Genomic DNA, 17,291 nt, shown 5'->3' with positions numbered 1-17,291 from the left:
CCCCTCGCCATAAAGGAACGTTATGCTGATTGTGGTTTCCCCGGCCAAGACGCTGGATTACGAGTCACCGCTGGTGACACCCCGTTTCACCCAACCCGAGCTGCTGGATCACTCCGCCGAACTGATTAGCCGGGCCCGCCAACTGAGCCCGGACCAGATCGCCACACTGATGAAGATCAGCGACAAGTTGGCCGGTCTCAATGCCGCCCGTTTTGCCGATTGGCAGCCAGATTTTACCCCCGCCAACGCCCGTCAGGCGCTGCTGGCCTTCAAGGGGGATGTCTACACCGGATTGGCGGTGGAGGATTTTAGCGAGGCCGATTTTGACTTCGCTCAGGCGCACCTGCGGATGCTCTCCGGCCTCTACGGCGTGCTTCGCCCCCTCGACCTGATGATGCCCTATCGACTGGAGATGGGGACCAGGCTCGACAATAGCCGAGGCAAGGATCTCTACCAGTTCTGGGGCGAGGTGATCACTCACCATCTCAACGACGCGCTGGCAGCGCAGGGGGATGAGGTGCTGATCAATCTGGCCTCCGACGAGTATTTCAAGTCGGTTCGGCCCAAGAGCCTGAAAGGGCGGATTGTCACACCGGTGTTCAAGGATGAGAAGAACGGCCAGTTCAAGATCATCAGCTTCTACGCCAAGAAGGCGCGCGGCATGATGGCTCGCCACATCATCAAGCACCGTCTGACCGAGGTGGAGCAGCTGACCGGTTTCAACGCCGAGGGCTACTACTTCGTACCGGAAGAGTCGGACGCCAATACCCTGATGTTTAAACGCGCCGAAAATTAATTACAAAAAGAGGGAACCAATCTTTCGACCCGTGGGTCTGAATATGTGAATCCTCTGTTGTAAGCACTTTTTATTCGCCGACGTTTGATACGTCGGCTTTTTTATTGCCGTTTTTATTGTCCATCGATTGTCTTCGCCGGGACTATGTGGTTGAGATAGACTCAAGACAGGGAGCGAGTTGTCGTGAGGTGAATATGGAACAGAAAAATGCCATTCGGCAGGTTGCCGTCCCTTGGGCTCCGTCCCGCCAGCTACCGCCCGGTCTGGTTGTGGCCGAGCTGCATCAGGATCTCTGGAGCGACTCTCTGACCATCATGCTGGGGCGGGCCCGCAGCATCGATCTGCCCCCGCAAATCCTCTGCCGGGTCTATTTTCGCCATATCTACGCCCTGCGGGTTATCGAAGATTGCGATCTGGCCGAGGGGAAGGATAGTCACACCATCGAAGAGCAGATCCAGCTCATCACCCCATCCCGTTTTGCCAGCTGGTTCCATCAGGAGTCGGACGGTCTGCATCTGGATGAAGATCTGCAGCACTATCGCATCTCGACCTGGGATTATTGCGCCGATGTGCTGACCTCCTCGGCGCCGGAACTGCAGTTCCTGCCCCAGAGCGAGTAGCCAGTTGTTACGTCAGAGGCGAAGGATGATCCTTCGCCTCTTGGTTTTTGGGCGGGCGCAGATTTTGTGGCGTTCAGGCCATTCAGCTTGGGTGGTGCCCTGTTGTGTCGGCACAAAAAAAGCGCCTCAGAGGAGGCGCGGGGAAAAAGACAGATTGGAAGCGTCACATGGGTGCTACTTGAATCAGCGAATGAGCCGTGCCATTCAAGTATGGAGCCATCATGCCAAGCTCAATCTGAAGTAGTTCTGAGGCGATTCTTCATTTTCTGTTCATCTTGTCAGCAAAGCGTGGCCACTGGCTGAAAGCCTTTTCATTCTGGTTGCGATATTGCCCCGTCCCTCTCCGGGGCGGTCATCGTGTCATGGGGCCAGCTCGAATGCTGTGCCTGTCTGTTCCAGTTCCAGCAACCAGCGCTTGATGGGAATGCCGCCAGCATAGCCGGTCAGATCGCCGCTGCGTCCGATCACCCGATGGCAGGGTACTATGATGCTCAGCGGATTGCGGCCGTTGGCGGCGCCCACCGCCCGCACTGCCTTGGGATTGCCGATAGCCTGGGCAATCTCGAGATAGCTCACGGTCTCGCTATAGGGGATATCGCACAAAGCATTCCACACCGTTTGCTGGAACGGGGTGCCCTTCGCTGCCATGGGCAGATCGAACTGCTGCAATTTTCCGGCGAAATAGGCGTTGAACTGGGCAAGATAGGGGGCCAACGCCTTGTCATCCCGTTGCCAGTCAGTTTGCGGCATGACGGGCCGCTCCCCGTGCATGAACTCCACGTGGCGCAGGCCATCCTGATCGATGGCGACCAGCAGGGGGCCACGGGCACTGTCGCAAAAGCTGTATCTCATCGGCTGACATCCTTTGGGGGCTGGCTCAGTCCAGAACCGGTTTGCCGCGGGCGGACTTGATATCCCCCTTGCGTTTCTTGGCATCGACCCGTTTGCGCTGGGAGCTGCGGGTCGGCTTGGTGGCATGGCGGGCCTTGGGGCGCCAGGCTGCTTTCTTCAGCAACTCCACCAGACGACTCATCGCCTCCTTGCGGTTCATGTCCTGGCTGCGATGGCTCTCGACCCGGATCAGGATAAAGCCATCGTGTACCCGGCTGTCGCTCAGCTTGTCGAGACCCTCCTTGTAGAGGGGCGTCAGGCTGGGAGAGTTGCGGTAATCGAAGCGCAACCAGACGGCGGAGTCGGTCTTGTTGACGTGTTGTCCACCGTTGCCCTGTGCCCGCATGGTCTGAAATTGCAGCTCATGCCAAGGAATTGTGACGCTGTTGGAGATAACTAACATGCTGTTTTGCTCTTGTTTGGTGCATACCTGCTGACCGCTGCAGCATGGTGCCTCATTATGGGGCGTGCTGGCCAGTTATGGGGATGTACCTGGCGAATGGCGCCGACATTAAACTCTATCTATATGAAATAAAACAATAAAAATACTTGGCATAAGAATTGAAACCCGATTCATGACACACCATGGATTGGGAGCAACCAGATGAAGCTGATTAGTGCGATTATCAAACCGTTCAAGTTGGACGATGTCCGCGAGGCTATTGCCAACCTGGGGGGGGAAGGGCTGACCGTGTCCGAGGTCAAGGGATTTGGCCGCCAGAAGGGACACACCGAATTATACCGGGGAGCCGAGTATCAGGTCGACTTCCTGCCCAAGGTGAAGCTGGAGATTGCTACCGCCGATGATAACGTGGAAGGGGTGATCGAGGCGATCTGCAAGGCGGCCTATACCGGCAAGATCGGCGACGGCAAGATTTTTGTCTACGACTTGCTGCAAGCGGTGCGCATCCGCACCGGCGAGAGTGACGACGAGGCGCTGTGATGAACCGCATCAGTGACGTACAGATCTGTTGACCTCCCGATCTCGGGGAATCCCGATGGAGTGAGCGCTTATTGAAGCCTGATCAACATAACGTTTTGCTCAGAAGAGGCCGAATGGGATTCCATCCGGCCCTTTTCATTTATGGGCGATTAAATATGTGATGTGGCGACGGCGAGCTTTCTTGATCCGCTTATAAGATGTATGCAGAATGCAAACGGAAATCGTTATCACTCTGTATAGCTAATCAAGGAATGGATGATGAAAATGAAGATGTTGGCACTGGCTTTCTCTGCGTTGGCAGCTCAGTCGGCATTGGCGGCCGGGGAAGTGAATGTCTACTCCAACCGGCAGGATGAGCTGATCAAGCCCATCATCCAGCAGTTCGAGAAGGAATCTGGCATCAAGGTGAACGTGGTGTTCGCCAAAGAGGGGTTGAACGAGCGTCTGGAGCGGGAAGGCAAACTCTCTCCGGCCGACCTGATGCTGACCGTCGATATCAGCCGTCTGACCGATCTGGTGGACAAGGGGCTGGTGCAGCCGGTGGATAGCAAGATCCTGCAGGAGAACATCCCCTCCATCTATCGTGATCCGGAGAACCGCTGGTTCGCTCTGACCACCCGGGTACGCGCTATCTACTCCAGCAAGGATCGCCTCGGCAAGCTGGAGACCATCAGCTACGAAGATCTGGCCAAGCCGGAATTCAAAGGGAAAATCTGCACCCGCAGCGGCAAGCATGAGTACAATGTGGCGCTGGTCTCCTCCATGATTGCCCATCACGGCATGGCCGAAACCAAAACCTGGCTGGAAGGGGTCAAGGCCAACCTGGCGCGCAAACCGCAGGGCAACGACCGGGATCAGGTCAAGGCGATCAAGGATGGTATCTGTGACGTGTCGCTCGGCAACAGCTACTATCTGGGCGCCATGTTGAAAGATCCTGCGCAGAAGTCCTGGGCGGATGCGGTCTATATCAACTTCCCGAACCAGGCTGATCGCGGTGCCCACGTCAACGTGAGCGGCGTGGCCATGACCAAGTATGCCAAGAATAAAGAAGCCGCCCAGAAGCTGATGGAGTTTCTGGCTGGCGACACCGCCCAGCACATGTATGCGGACGTGAATGCCGAGTATCCGGTCAAGGCCGGGGTCGAGCCTTCCGCCATGGTCAAGTCCTGGGGCAGTTTCAAGTCTGACGCACTACCGGTCAGCGATTACGCCAAGCACCGCAAGGACGCCTTGCAGTTGCTGGATGAAGTGAAGTTCGACTTGTAATCAGATGGGGCCAACGGCCCCATCAACATCTGTGGTCTCATGAAAAATTTTGGATGGATGACCGGCAGCTGGGCCACCGCCCTGCTGCTGGGTTTACCGGTTATAGCCCTGCTTTTCTCTGCCTTCTCGGCTGAGGGGGAGCTGTTTCGCCACCTCGCCGATACCGTGCTGCTCGACTATCTGGGCAATACCCTGGGGCTGGTGGTCGGCGTAGTATTGCTCAGCTTGCTGTTTGGCGTGCCTACCGCCTGGCTGGTGGCCATGTGTCAGGTGCCGGGGCGCCGTGCCCTGCAGTGGGCCTTGATGCTGCCAATGGCCATGCCCTCCTATATCGTCGCCTACGTCTATACCGACCTGCTCGACTACTCGGGCCCGCTGCAGGCCGGATTGCGAGCACTCTTTGGCTGGAACAGTCCGGCCGATTACTGGTTTCCGGCCGTTCGCTCCCTTGGTGGCGCCGCCTGGGTGCTGGCGCTGGTGCTGTTCCCCTATGTCTATCTGCTAACCCGCGCCTCTTTTCTCGAGCAGTCGGTCAGCCTGATCCACTCCAGCCGCCTGCTCGGCTGTACCCCGTGGCAGAGCTTTCGCCGCCTCAGTCTGCCGCTGGCGCGCCCCGCCATCATGGTGGCGGTATCGCTGGTGGCCATGGAGACGCTGGCAGATTTTGCCACCGTCCACTTCTTTGCCATCAACACCCTGACTACGGCGGTCTATGACACCTGGCTCGGCTATGGCAGTCTGGCCACCGCGGCTAAACTCTCCTGCCTGATGTTGCTGGCTGTGGTGCTGTTGATCGCGCTGGAGCGCCGCTCGCGCAGTCGGCAGCAGGTGTTCCAGAAGTCCATGGGCCATGAGCAGCCGCTGCGCTATCCGCTCAAGGGGATGAGTCGCGCTCTGGCCGCTTTCTGGTGCTGGGGGCTGGTGCTGGCCGGTTTCGGCCTGCCGTTCGTCATCTTGCTCGACTACGGGGTGCGCTACTTCGAATTGTCGTGGACGCCGGAGTTCGTCCGCTTCGCCGGCAACAGCTTAGCTATCTCGGCGCTGACAGCTCTGCTGGCGATGGGGATTGCCCTGTTGCTCGGCTTCTTCCGCCGCCTCGATGGCGGGATAAAGAGTCTGCTGCCGCTGCGCATCGCCGCCATGGGTTACGCCATGCCGGGTACCGTGCTCGCCATCGGGGTGCTGGTGCCGCTCACCGCCCTCGACTTTGCCATCAACGATCTGGCCGAGTGGCTCGGGCGTCAAGGCCCGGGCTTGCTGCTGACCGGCACCATCACCGCCATCGTGTTCGGTTATCTGGTGCGCTTCGTGGCCATCGCCATCGGCTCGGTGGAGAGCAGCATGGGCAAGATCTCCCCCAGCCTCGACATGGCGGCCCGCTCCCTGGGGCAAGGGGATGGTGCCATGCTGCGGCGGGTGCACCTGCCGCTGGTGCGGCGCGGCCTGTTTGCCGGCGCCATGCTGGTGTTCATCGAATCCATGAAGGAGCTGCCCGCCGCCCTGCTGCTGCGGCCGTTCAACTTCGATACCCTGGCGACTCACGTCTACCAGTTCGTGTCGGACGAGATGCTGGAGCGCGGCGCGCTGGGGGCCATCGTCATCGTGCTGGTGGGGCTGTTGCCGCTGATCTGGGTCAACCGCAGTCTGGACAGTCCGGGCCACTGAGTCGCCACATCGGTCAATGAAATTGCATGCGGTGTGCTGAAAAAGGCAGTGCACCGCCAGAAACGAGAGGAAGTCAGCCTTGTCCTGTTTGCAGGTTGAAAATGTCAGCTGCCGTTACAACGGCCGCAATGTGCTGGAGCAGCTCTCCCTGACGGTGGCAGACAACGAGATCGTCTGCCTGCTGGGAGCCAGTGGCTGCGGCAAAACCACGTTGCTCAAGGCCATCGCCGGGCTGCTGTCGTTGGCAGAGGGCTCTATTCGCCTCGGCGATACCCTGCTCGACGGGCCGGGTGCCAGCGTGCCGCCCGAGGCGCGCAACATCGGCATGATCTTTCAGGATTACGCCCTCTTTCCCCACCTGACGGTGGCCGACAACGTCGGTTTCGGGCTGACCAAACTCGACCGCAGTGCCCGCCAGCAGCAGGTGGACGAAGCGCTTGCGCTGGTCAATCTGCAGGGGCTGGGGGATCGTTATCCTCACCAGCTCTCCGGCGGCCAGCAGCAGCGGGTAGCCATCGCCCGGGCGCTGGTGTGCAAGCCACGGCTGATGCTGCTGGATGAGCCCTTCTCCAACATCGATACCCAGGTGCGTATGAAGCTGATCCTCGAGATCCGCGCCCTGCTCAAGCAGCAGGGGATTGGCGCCATCTTCGTCAGCCACAGCAAGGAGGAGGCGTTCGCCTTCGCCGATCGGCTGGCGCTGTTTCGCGCCGGTCATATCGAGCAGGTGGGCCAGCCGGAGCAGCTCTATCGCCGCCCGCAAAACCGCTTCGTGGCGGAGTTTCTCGGCGGGGTCAACTATCTGGCTGCCGAGGTGGTGGACAGCCACTGCGTACAGACGGCGCTCGGGGTCATTTGTGGCAGCGAGCCCCATGGCCGCGCAGTGGGTGAGCAGTTGCAGCTGATGCTTCGACCCCAGCAACTGCTGCTGGAGAGCGCCGCAGATGGCGAGCTCAAGGTGGTGGAGCAGCAGTTCCTCGGTCACCACTGCCGGGTGCTGTTCGAGTGTGGCGAACTGCAGCTGGAGGCGAGCATTGGCGAGCCTCTTGATGGGATGCGGGCACGGATCAAGGTTGCCCCCCATGGGCTGGTGTTGTTTGACCCTTTGCCCTGAACGCGTGATATCGTCGTGAAATCAAAGAACTGGATCCACTCTGGTTTATAATCGCGCAACGCAAATAGCCCGTAACGCTAACGCCTACTCAGGGGAGAGATATATGAAAGCCCAAGCCGGGATCTGCGCAGAGCCGAATCTGCACGCCCTCTATCTGATGTTCAATCGTACCGGCGATGCCGCCGAACTGGTCGGCCGTCTGGCCAAGTTGCCCGCCCTGTGGCAGGCGGTCGCCGCCGATTTCCCCGATGCCGGTTTCAGCGGTCTGGTTGCCGTTGGCGCCGATGCCTGGGATGGTCTCTACCCTGCCGCCCGTCCACCCCAGTTCCGCAGCTTTATGGCGCAATCCGCCAACGGTCAGGAAGCGCCCAACACCCCGTTTGATCTCTTTATTCAGCTGCGCGCCGATCGGGTGGATGTGCTGCACCACGCCGGTCACCGTGTGATGGCATTGCTGGCCGGACTGGTAGAGCTGGCCGAAGAGGTGCGCGGTTTCCGCAATCTGGATTGCCGCGACCTGACCGGTTTCGTCGACGGTACCGAGAACCCGCAGGATGAGCACCGTGCCGAAGTGGCACTGCTGGTCGAGGGCGAGTTTGCCGGTGGCTCCTACATTCATGTCCAGCGCTGGGTCCACGCCATGAGCGACTGGGAGAAGCTGGCGCAAAAAGAGCAGGAAGACATTATCGGTCGCACCAAGCCCGACAACATCGAGTATGAGTCTGCCGCCAAGCCGCTGACCGCCCACATCAAACGGGTCAACCTCAAGACTCCGAAAGGGGAGTCCATGGAGATCCTGCGCCAGAGCATGCCCTGGGGCACCATGACCGAGCAGGGGCTCTACTTCATCTCCTGCTGCCGTACTCCGCAGCACTTCAACGCCATGCTGGCCAGCATGTACAAAGGGGAGGGCAGCCACTTCGACCACCTGCTGCGCTTCACCAGGGCGGTGACCGGCGCGGCTTTCTTCGCCCCATCGGAGGGTTTTCTGATGGCGCAGGGCAAATAAGCCCGCCTGACGAAGCTGCAGAAAACAAAAATCCCGGCCTTGTGGCCGGGATTTTTCGTTCTGGCGTGACCGCTATGACGCGGTGGCGGCCATTACGGAGTCTGTTCGAACAGCTCGAGGGCGGAGAGGTAGAGCTCTTCGATATCGGTGTCGCTGGTCGGGGTGATGAAGATGGTGTCATCACCGGCGATGGTACCGAGGATCCCCTCTGCCTTGCCGAGGGAGTCGAGCAGGCGGGCGATCAGCTGGGCTGCGCCCGGGCTGGTGTGGATCACCACCAGTGCACCGTTGTGATCGACGTCCAGTACCAGATTCTTGAGCGGGCTGGAGGTGGTGGGCACGCCCAGTTCCACCGGCAGGCAGTAGACCATCTCCATCTTGGCGTTGCGAGTGCGAACGGCGCCGAAGCGGCTCAGCATGCGCGATACCTTGGACTGGTTGATGTTCTCGAAGCCCAGCTCTTGCAGGGCGGTGACGATTTCTGCCTGGGAGCCAAAGCGCTCTTCTTTCAGCAAGGCTTTAAAGGCCTTGGCCAGTTTTTCTTGCTTGTCGTTGTGTTTCATCTTGGTCTCACGAATGAGGAGGTGTGGCGGCCTGTGCGATACAGGCGGCAGATACGAACAGCGGGGCCATTTTGCATTCATATGCCGTTTTTTGCAAGGAAGCGGCGCTTGTTCTGCATATTGATTCAAAAATGGCTTGCATCAACCTTTATTAGGGATAGAATCGGGATGAAATTTTGAAAACTTATTCAATTGGGCTGTATGGGTATTGAATTAATAGGTATCGAGAAGTCCTGGCACAAGGTGCCGGTTCTGCAACAGGTCAGCTTTCGGACATCCCCCGGTGAAACCTTGGTGTTGCTGGGCCCGAGCGGTGCTGGCAAGAGTTCCCTGCTACGGATGATGAACCTGCTGGATACCCCGGATGCGGGTGTTCTGCGGATTGGAGAAAGTGAATTTTCTTTCCCGAACTCCCTCTCTGCTGCCGAATTCAACCGCCAGTCCCAACTGCTGCGCCGCAAGGTGGGGATGGTGTTCCAGCAGTACAATCTCTGGCCACATCTCACTGTGATGGAGAATCTGATTGAAGCGCCGGTCAAGGTGCTCGGCATGAGCAAGGAGGCCGCCATCGAGAAGGGGGCCTACCTGCTGGCCCAGCTGCAACTGGCCGACAAGCGCGATGCCTGGCCTGCCCGTCTCTCCGGCGGTCAGCAGCAGCGGGTGGCCATTGCCCGTACCCTGATGATGGACCCGGAAGTGCTGCTGTTTGACGAGCCGACAGCTGCCCTCGATCCCGAGATCACCAAGGAGGTGGCCGAGATCATCCGCAACCTGAGCCAGACCGGCATTACCCAGGTGGTGGTGACCCACGAGGTCGACTTTGCCCGCAAGGTGGCCAGCCAGGTGATTTATCTGGAGAAGGGGCGGATCATCGAATCCGGCACCGCTGCCATTTTCCAATCCCCGCAAACCAGCCGGTTTGCCGAATTCTTGATGCATTGATATTGAATCGATAAGGAAGCTGTCATGAAAAAGAGTCTGTTGTTGGTTGCTGCCATGGGCCTGTTGAGTACCTCCGTCATGGCCAAAGAGATCAAGTTCGCCACCGAGGCCACCTACGCGCCGTTCGAATACCTGGATGACAAGAACGAGTTTCAGGGTTTTGACATCGATCTGGCGCGCGCCATCTGCGAGCAGGCCAAGCTGGAGTGCAGCTTCCATAACCAGGCCTTTGACAGCCTGATCCCCAGCCTCAAATTCCGTCGCTACGATGCCGCCATCGCCGCCATGGACGTGACCCCGGAGCGCTCCGCTCAGGTCGACTTCTCCGACATCTACTACGAGAACTCGGCAGTATTCGTCGCCAAGAAAGGGGCTTTCAAGGGGCCGGAAGATATGGTCGACAAGACTGTCGGTGTGCAGAACGGTACCTCTCACCAGTCCTATCTGGTGGATAACTGGGTGAGCAAGGGTCTGCTGACCGTGCCGTACGCCAGCTACCAGAGCGCCTTCCTCGACATGATGAATGGCCGTACCGACGGTGTCTTTGCCGATACCGCCGTTGCTGCCGACTGGCTGAAGCAGCACAAGGAGTATGCGGTGGTGGGTACGCCAGTGACCGATGCCAAGTACTTCGGTACCGGCTTTGGCATCGCGGTCGCCAAGGGCAATCAGGAGCTGCTGACCCAGCTGAACAAGGGGCTGGCCGAGATCAAGGCCAACGGCACCTATCAGAAAATCTTCGACAAATACTTCGCGCAGTAAGCCATGTTGAGCCTGTTGTTGGATGCAGCCTGGATGACCCTCGGGCTGGCCTTGGCATCACTGGTCGGGGGCATGGTATTGGCACTGGCGTTCAGTGCCGCCGAGCTCAGCAAGAAGCGTGCGATGGTGTGGCCGGTGGCCACCCTGACCACGCTGATCCGTGGCCTGCCCGAGTTGCTGGTGGTGCTGTTCATCTACTTCGGCTCGACCCAGGTGCTGTTCCTCATCACTGGCGAGTATGTGGAGTTCAGCCCGTTCGCCTGTGGCGTGCTGGCGCTCTCCCTTCTGTTCGCCAGCTATGCGACCCAGACCCTGCGGGCGGCGCTCAATGCGGTGCCTTCAGGTCAACGGCTGGCGGCGCTGGCGCTGGGGCTTGGCAAGAGCCACATCTTCTTTCGTATCGTGTTGCCTCAGGCGTGGCGCCACGCCTTGCCGGGTCTCGGCAACCAGTGGCTGGTGCTGCTGAAAGACACCGCGCTGGTGTCGCTGATCGGGGTCAACGAGATGATGCGTCAGGCGCAGATGGCCTCGGCCAGTACCTATGAGCCGTTCACCTGGTATGCTGCCGCCGCCCTCATCTATCTGGCTATCAGTCTGGTGAGCGAGTACGGCCTCGGGCTCGCTGCCCGCTACACCCGCCGCTACGGAGGCTAACTGATGCAAGAGTATCTCGTTACGTTGCTGGGCGGTCTGGTCACCACGCTGGAGCTGACCCTGTTCAGCCTGCTGCTCGGAATTGTGCTGGCGGCCCTGATGACCTGGGTGCTGGAGCTGCGCCTGCCGGTGGCGACCCAGCTGGTGCAGCTGTGGGTGCTGCTCTTTACCGGTACGCCGCTGCTCATTCAGATCTTCCTGATTTACTATGGGCCGGGCCAGTTCGAGTGGCTGAAAGCCAGCCCGCTCTGGCCGCTGCTCAAGCAGCCCTGGTTCTGCGCCGTGCTGGCGCTGGGTCTCAACACGGCGGCCTACTCCACCCGGTTGTTCAAGGGGGCGCTCGATGCCATCCCGGCCGGTGAGGTGGAAGCGTGCCGGGCGCTCGGTTTTAACGGTCGTCAGACCCTCTGGATGAAGGTGCGTCATGCTGCCCGTCATCTGGTGCCTGCCTACTCCAACGAGGTGATCCTGGTGCTCAAGGGGAGCTCCCTCGCCAGTACCATCACCATCATGGACATCATGGGGCTGGCGCAGGGGTTGAACGCCCAGACCTACGATACCCTGGCGGTGTTCGGGGTGGCAGGCGGGCTTTATCTGGCGATGAACGGATTGTTAACAATTGGTTTTCGCTGGTGTGAAAAACGGGCGCTGGCATTCCAATCCTGAGACCTTCAAATCTACCTCTTTATGGTAAGGAGAAGTGCAGAAAAACTGTGCTTCTCCTCCAACTTTTTGTATTTCCCTCCAATTTTTGCTCCCGCATGTTTCGTGGCTCACAGAACCCGTGACTGCAACTGTTATCAGATTGTTTTTTATGGGGGGATCCATTAAGGTTGGGCGCACAACAACAAACAACCTTAAACCTACGCTTAAACATGGAGTTGATCATGAAAGTTGCCGTTCTGGGTGCCGCTGGTGGCATCGGTCAAGCCCTCGCTCTGCTGTTGAAAAACCGTCTGCCGGCCGGCTCCGAGCTGAGCCTGTATGACATCGCCCCGGTCACCCCGGGTGTGGCCGTTGACCTCAGTCATATTCCTACCGACGTCGCCATCAAGGGCTTCTGCGGTGAAGATCCGACTCCTGCGCTGGTTGGGGCCGATGTGGTGCTGATCTCCGCCGGTGTGGCACGCAAGCCGGGGATGGATCGCTCCGACCTGTTCAATATCAACGCCGGTATCGTCAAGAATCTGGTCGAGAAGTGCGCGGCCACTTGCCCGAAAGCACTGATCGGCATCATCACCAACCCGGTCAACACCACTGTGGCTATCGCCGCTGAAGTGCTGAAGAAAGCCGGTGTCTATGACAAGCGTCGCCTGTTCGGTGTCACCACCCTGGACGTGATCCGCGCCGAGACCTTCGTGGCCGCTGCCAAAGGGTTGAACATCGACAAGGTTCGCGTCAATGTGATCGGTGGTCACAGTGGCGTCACCATTCTGCCGCTGCTCTCCCAGATTGAAGGTGCCTCCTTCACTGCTGAAGAAGTGGCTGCCATGACCAAGCGCATCCAGAATGCCGGTACCGAAGTGGTTGAAGCCAAGGCCGGTGGCGGTTCTGCGACCCTCTCCATGGGGCAGGCGGCTTGCCGTTTCGGTCTCTCCCTCATCAAGGGTCTGCAGGGCGAAGCCAACGTTGTTGAGTGCGCCTATGTGGAAGGCAACGGCGAGCACGCCACCTTCTTCGCACAGCCTGTACTGCTGGGCAAGAACGGCGTCGAAACCGTACTGGATTACGGCAAGCTGAGCGCGTTCGAGCAGGAAGCGATGGAAGGCATGCTGGCTACCCTGAAAGCCGATATCCAGCTGGGGGTCGATTTCGTCAAGTAAGCGGGTCAACCGTGCCAACAAGGGAGCTTCGGCTCCCTTTTGTATTGATGAGAGCCGCCCGGCAGGCTAAGGGGATGGGGGTTGGTGCCGATAACAGAGTGCAGCAGGAGATCCTTATGATGAAACCCCTTACTCTTCTCGTTCTTGTCGGTGCATTCACCGCGCCCCTCTATGGTGCCGAGGCGGTATCGGCTGCCGTATCGAGTGATGCGCCTGCAGCAACTGCATCGGCACCGACCGCAAGCAGTGCTGCGGTGGCGGCCCCTGTCTCTGCTGCTACGCCAGCGCCCTCTGAGGCAGTCCCCGTCTTGCTTCCGGCTGAGCCGGTCACACCCGTTGCCAGCAGTGGCGAGGGGGCCACGCCGCTGCCAAAACCGGCGGAACCTGCTGCTGTGGTTGCGCCTCCCGCACCTCTGGCCGCAGGCGAGTTGCAGGCGGTGCCGCTCTATCGTCAGGACGAGCTGCTCAACTGGATTGAGCAGGGGCGCCACCTCACTCAGGTGAAGCAGGATCGCTGTCAGCTGACTCAGGATATCGAAGCGCGCGCCTCGGTGATGAAGATCCCGGCCTATCAATTCCTCTGGGGGGATATGCTGGCGTGGGGTGTCTGCACCAAATCCAATGCCGAGCTCGGGGTGCAATATATGTGGGAGGCTGCCAATCAGGGGTTGGCGCCGGCGCTGGAGCAACTGGGTCGCTACTACTGGAAAGGAACTTTGGTGCAGAAGGATTTGGTGCGAGCCGAGACCCTGATGCGCGAGGCGGCCAGCCTCGGTTTTCTGCGGGCTCGCATCGAGTGGGTCGAGATGCTGTTGCAGGGGATGGGCAGTCCGCTCGATTATGAGGACGCCTATCGCTGGCTCCATGGTTCCGTCATCGGTGACAAGGCGCTGCACCAGAAGGCGGCGACTCTGCTCAGCCGTCTTGGCAACCGGATGCCGGCCAACGTGGTGGCCCGCGCCAAGGCGATGCACTGATCCAAAAAAATGACCCACAGGTCTGCACCTGTGGGTCCGGTTCCAGCCGCCGTGCCATGACAGGCCGGAACCTCCCTCTGTTATATGGCTGCCCGCGCCTTAGAGATCTTGATGGGGGCCAAAAACTTCGTAATGGAGCTGTCCCGCTGGCACCCCAGCCGCCAGCAGCTGCCGCTTGATCTCCTGCATGAAGCCGACAGGGCCACAGAAGTAGTAGTGGGCCTCTGGCGTGATGCGCTCCTTCACGGCAGTCAGATCCATGGTGCCGGCCAGATCGTAATCTTCACCCTGCACATCACTGGCCTCCGGCTCCCGATACCAGACCCGGCTCAGCAAGTTGGGATGCTGGCGGGATTTTTGCTGAATATCCTCCCGGAAGGCGTGTACAGCACCCTGTTCGCAGGCGTGTAGCCAGGTGATATCAGCCTGATGGCCGCTCGCCAGCAGCTGCTTGAGCATGCTCATCATCGGTGTCACGCCGACACCGGCGGAGAGCAGTACCACCGGGGTCTGGCTGTCGGCTTTCAGGTAGAAATCGCCGGTGGGAGGCATCACTTCGATCTTGTCACCCGCCTGCAGCTGATCGTGCAGCAGGTTGGAGACCTGACCCTGCGGCTCACGCTTGACGCTGATGCGGTAATCCTGCCCGTTGGGGGCATCGGAGAGGGAGTACTGGCGGATTTCCTGATATTCCAGCTTGGGGTGAACCAGCTTGATGCTGAGGTATTGGCCCGGTTTGAAGGTCAATACCGGCTTGCCATCTTCCGGCGCCAGCAGGAAGGAGGTGATGAGGGCGCTCTCGGCCCGCTTCTCCTTGATGATGAAGGTGCGGGTACCTTGCCAGCCGCCATCCTGATTGGCCTTCTCCTGATAGATCTCCCGCTCGCGGCCGATGAAGATGTCGGCCAGCACGCCATACGCCTTGCCCCATGCCTCCAGCACCTCGTCGGTGACCGCACTTCCGCCCAATTCTTTGAGCGTGGCCAAGAGATGACTACCTACAATGTGATATTGTTCCGGCTGGATCAGGAATCCGGTATGTTTGTGCGCAATCCGCTCGACCGCACCGGCGAGTGCCCCCAGATTGTCGATATTCTTGGCATACGCGGCGACTGCATTGAACAGGGCCAGCGGCTGGCCGCCACTGCGTTGGTGGGCCAGGTTGAAGATATCTTTCAGCTCCGGGTTATGGCTGAACATCCGCTGGTAGAAGTGCTGGGTGAGGGCAGGGCCTGCCGATTCGAGCAGCGGAATAGTGCTTTTGATGACGGCAACGGTGGTTTGATCTAGCATAGGGGCCTCGTTCTAATTGAACATATAAAATGTCATTTAATAAATGGCATCCTAGATGTTTATTTGATTTGAATCAATACTCCACTTTTCGCATCGCGCTAATCAGGTTTTATGAGACTAACCAGTTATACAGATTTTGGATTGAGAGCCCTGCTCTATCTTGCCACCCTGCCGGAAGGGGAGTTGTCGAGCGTTGCCAAGGTATCGGCCCTGTATGGCGTTTCCCGCAACCACATGGTGAAGGTGGTCAATCAGCTGGTGAAGCTGGGCTATCTGCAATCCCAGCGGGGCAAGAATGGCGGTATTCGCATGGCTTGCGATCCCGCCACCATCAATATCGGGCAGGTGATCAGGGCGCTGGAAGGCAATCTGGACGGCATTGACTGCGGCTCGCCCGCTTGTCACATCGTCTCTGTCTGTCTGCTCAAGAGTGCGCTGAAAGAAGCGATGGATGCGTTTCTGGCGGTGATGGACAGCTATACGCTGCAAGACCTGCTGGCCAACCGCGACGAGTTGCAACGGGTGTTTGGCGAGTTGATCCCGACGCTGGTGCTGGAGCCGGATGATGAGGATGAGCAATGACGATGAGCAATAGAAAAGGGCTGCCACTGGCAGCCCTTTTTCAATCTTGCGAATCCGACTCCGCCCGGTACGATGCCGGCATGATCCGTGCCATCTTGACCATGTTGTTCTCCACATCGAGGATCTCGATAGGATAACCGGCCAACCGGATCCCGATGTTGGGCTGGGGGATCTCCTCCAGATATTCGAGGATCAGACCGTTGAGGGTACGCGGGCCATCGATGGGCAGATGCCAGTTCATCTCCTTGTTCAGCTCGCGCACACTTGCCGAGCCTTCTACCAGAAACGAGCCGTCCGGCTGGGGGTGGATCTCGTCGCTCGGCGCTGGCGTCATGGAGGTGGTGAAGTCGCCGACGATCTCTTCCAGAATGTCGTCCAGAGTGATTAGCCCCTGAATATCGCCGTATTCGTCGACGATCAGGCCAATTCGCTCCTTGTTGCGCTGGAATTTGGCCAGCTGCACGTTGAGCGGCGTTCCTTCCGGAATGAAGTAGATCTCGTCCACTTCCCGCAACAGACTCGATTTGTTGAACTGGTCCCTGGCTACCAGCCGCAGGGCATCGCGCGCATGCAAAAAGCCGACAACGTCGTCGATATTATCGCGATAGAGGAGGATCTTGGTGTGAGCGCAGTGGGCCAGCTGGCGCTGGATGCTCTTCCAGTCATCGTTGATGTCGATGGCGTAGATATCGCTGCGCGGCACCATGATGTCCTCGACCAGCATCTTGTCGAGATCCAGAATGCTCAACAGCATCTCCTGATGACGCTGGGGGATCAGGTTACCCGCCTCATTGACTATGGTGCGCAGCTCCTCGGTGTTGAGGGAGTCATCCTTGTTGGGATTGATCTTCAGCATCTTGAGCAGGCCGCTGGTGATGCCGTTGATCAGCCAGACCAGCGGCGAGAGCGGCACCATCAGCCCCTTGAGGATCCAGGAGGCGGGATAGGCGATCTTCTCCGGAAACATGGCTGCCAGGGTCTTTGGCGTCACTTCACCGAATACCAGTACCACTAGGGTCAGGCCGAAGGTGGCGATGGCGACCCCGAGATCACCAAATAGCCGGATACAGACGATGGTGGCGATGGCGGAGGCGAGGATATTGACCAGATTGTTGCCGATCAGGATCAGCCCCAGCAGGCGATCGGGGCGGGCGAGCAGTTGCTCGACGCGACGTGCGGCTTTGTGTTTGGTCTGTGCCAGATGCCGCAGCTTGTAGCGGTTGATGGACATCAGGCCGGTTTCGGCACTGGAGAAAAAGGCGGAAAGAAGGATCAAGATAACGAGAACAATCAGTAATGTACTCGTTGAGATGCTGTCCAAAAAGGGCTCCTGTTGGATGGTATGGCTAAAAGAGTAGAGGTGTCAGCTCAACAGCACTTCTTTGACGAAG

The 17,291-nt window shown here is 59.0% G+C and carries 19 protein-coding genes; 14 read left to right on the top strand and 5 right to left on the bottom strand.

Translation table 11 applies throughout. From position 1 onward, the window contains the following. Nucleotides 1-22: 22 nt before the first annotated feature. Together yaaA and AACS18_RS21625 are read left to right on the top strand one after the other, a co-directional pair. Nucleotides 23-796 (top strand): peroxide stress protein YaaA, encoded by a 774-nt coding sequence (gene yaaA / locus AACS18_RS21630; protein WP_108613289.1) that lies wholly within the window; start codon nt 23-25, stop codon nt 794-796. A gap of 194 nt (nt 797-990) precedes the next feature. Continuing rightward, on the top strand, nt 991-1,416 hold the full coding sequence (locus tag AACS18_RS21625) for a hypothetical protein (RefSeq protein ID WP_108613288.1): 426 nt from the start codon (nt 991-993) through the stop codon (nt 1,414-1,416). Nucleotides 1,417-1,776: 360 nt separating this feature from the next. Here the strand turns inward: AACS18_RS21625 and AACS18_RS21620 are convergent, their stop codons facing one another. Then, nucleotides 1,777-2,268, bottom strand: coding sequence for a methylated-DNA--[protein]-cysteine S-methyltransferase (locus AACS18_RS21620; RefSeq protein WP_108613287.1), 492 nt, complete (start codon nt 2,266-2,268; stop codon nt 1,777-1,779). Between the two features lie 25 nt (nt 2,269-2,293). Continuing rightward, on the bottom strand, nt 2,294-2,710 hold the full coding sequence (gene arfB, locus AACS18_RS21615) for an alternative ribosome rescue aminoacyl-tRNA hydrolase ArfB (protein WP_021230947.1): 417 nt from the start codon (nt 2,708-2,710) through the stop codon (nt 2,294-2,296). Between the two features lie 201 nt (nt 2,711-2,911). Between arfB and glnK the strand changes: the two genes are divergently transcribed. The 5 genes from glnK (at nt 2,912) to AACS18_RS21590 (ending at nt 8,304) form a co-directional block, all read left to right on the top strand. Beyond that, nucleotides 2,912-3,250, top strand: a complete 339-nt coding sequence (glnK, locus tag AACS18_RS21610) for a P-II family nitrogen regulator (RefSeq protein ID WP_108613286.1) — start codon at nt 2,912-2,914, stop codon at nt 3,248-3,250. Between the two features lie 258 nt (nt 3,251-3,508). Further along, on the top strand, nt 3,509-4,516 hold the full coding sequence (locus tag AACS18_RS21605; protein WP_108613285.1) for a Fe(3+) ABC transporter substrate-binding protein: 1,008 nt from the start codon (nt 3,509-3,511) through the stop codon (nt 4,514-4,516). A gap of 39 nt (nt 4,517-4,555) precedes the next feature. Next, on the top strand, nt 4,556-6,181 hold the full coding sequence (locus AACS18_RS21600; RefSeq protein ID WP_108613284.1) for an ABC transporter permease: 1,626 nt from the start codon (nt 4,556-4,558) through the stop codon (nt 6,179-6,181). Between the two features lie 79 nt (nt 6,182-6,260). Next, entirely contained in the window at nt 6,261-7,295 is a 1,035-nt protein-coding gene (locus tag AACS18_RS21595) for an ABC transporter ATP-binding protein (RefSeq protein ID WP_108613283.1), read from the top strand. A gap of 103 nt (nt 7,296-7,398) precedes the next feature. Continuing rightward, complete coding sequence (locus AACS18_RS21590; protein ID WP_108613282.1) at nt 7,399-8,304, top strand: Dyp-type peroxidase; 906 nt, start codon at nt 7,399-7,401, stop codon at nt 8,302-8,304. A gap of 92 nt (nt 8,305-8,396) precedes the next feature. On the opposite strand, the gene argR is transcribed toward AACS18_RS21590, so the two are convergent. After that, on the bottom strand, nt 8,397-8,867 hold the full coding sequence (argR, locus tag AACS18_RS21585; RefSeq protein ID WP_005340378.1) for a transcriptional regulator ArgR: 471 nt from the start codon (nt 8,865-8,867) through the stop codon (nt 8,397-8,399). 201 nt (nt 8,868-9,068) lie between these two features. Between argR and AACS18_RS21580 the strand changes: the two genes are divergently transcribed. The 6 genes from AACS18_RS21580 (at nt 9,069) to AACS18_RS21555 (ending at nt 14,025) form a co-directional block, all read left to right on the top strand. Then, the gene (locus AACS18_RS21580) at nt 9,069-9,809 is read left to right on the top strand and encodes an ATP-binding cassette domain-containing protein (RefSeq protein ID WP_005357971.1); all 741 of its coding nucleotides are present in this window, start codon (nt 9,069-9,071) and stop codon (nt 9,807-9,809) included. 24 nt (nt 9,810-9,833) lie between these two features. After that, complete coding sequence (locus AACS18_RS21575) at nt 9,834-10,571, top strand: transporter substrate-binding domain-containing protein (protein WP_108613281.1); 738 nt, start codon at nt 9,834-9,836, stop codon at nt 10,569-10,571. A gap of 3 nt (nt 10,572-10,574) precedes the next feature. After that, on the top strand, nt 10,575-11,225 hold the full coding sequence (gene artQ, locus AACS18_RS21570) for an arginine ABC transporter permease ArtQ (RefSeq protein WP_108613280.1): 651 nt from the start codon (nt 10,575-10,577) through the stop codon (nt 11,223-11,225). A gap of 3 nt (nt 11,226-11,228) precedes the next feature. Further along, nucleotides 11,229-11,891, top strand: coding sequence for an arginine ABC transporter permease ArtM (gene artM / locus AACS18_RS21565; protein WP_005348902.1), 663 nt, complete (start codon nt 11,229-11,231; stop codon nt 11,889-11,891). Between the two features lie 221 nt (nt 11,892-12,112). Continuing rightward, nucleotides 12,113-13,048: a malate dehydrogenase gene (gene mdh, locus AACS18_RS21560; protein WP_005340384.1), complete on the top strand. Its 936-nt coding sequence runs from the start codon at nt 12,113-12,115 to the stop codon at nt 13,046-13,048. A 392-nt stretch (nt 13,049-13,440) separates the two neighbouring features. Next, nucleotides 13,441-14,025, top strand: coding sequence for a tetratricopeptide repeat protein (locus AACS18_RS21555; RefSeq protein ID WP_101530223.1), 585 nt, complete (start codon nt 13,441-13,443; stop codon nt 14,023-14,025). A 99-nt stretch (nt 14,026-14,124) separates the two neighbouring features. On the opposite strand, the gene hmpA is transcribed toward AACS18_RS21555, so the two are convergent. Then, nucleotides 14,125-15,318 carry an NO-inducible flavohemoprotein gene (gene hmpA, locus AACS18_RS21550; protein ID WP_108613279.1) on the bottom strand — a complete coding sequence of 398 codons (1,194 nt, stop codon included), beginning with the start codon at nt 15,316-15,318 and terminating at the stop codon, nt 14,125-14,127. A gap of 111 nt (nt 15,319-15,429) precedes the next feature. Between hmpA and AACS18_RS21545 the strand changes: the two genes are divergently transcribed. Continuing rightward, nucleotides 15,430-15,900, top strand: a complete 471-nt coding sequence (locus AACS18_RS21545) for an Rrf2 family transcriptional regulator (protein ID WP_005340388.1) — start codon at nt 15,430-15,432, stop codon at nt 15,898-15,900. 40 nt (nt 15,901-15,940) lie between these two features. On the opposite strand, the gene AACS18_RS21540 is transcribed toward AACS18_RS21545, so the two are convergent. After that, the gene (locus AACS18_RS21540) at nt 15,941-17,221 is read right to left on the bottom strand and encodes an HlyC/CorC family transporter (RefSeq protein ID WP_108613278.1); all 1,281 of its coding nucleotides are present in this window, start codon (nt 17,219-17,221) and stop codon (nt 15,941-15,943) included. Between the last annotated feature and the right edge of the window lie 70 nt (nt 17,222-17,291).

The sequence above is a fragment of the Aeromonas sp. HMWF015 genome (assembly GCF_963878965.1).
GTDB lineage: Bacteria > Pseudomonadota > Gammaproteobacteria > Enterobacterales > Aeromonadaceae > Aeromonas > Aeromonas veronii.
Note: the sequence above shows the minus strand (reverse complement) of the source record. Positions and strands in the feature narration are given on the sequence as shown.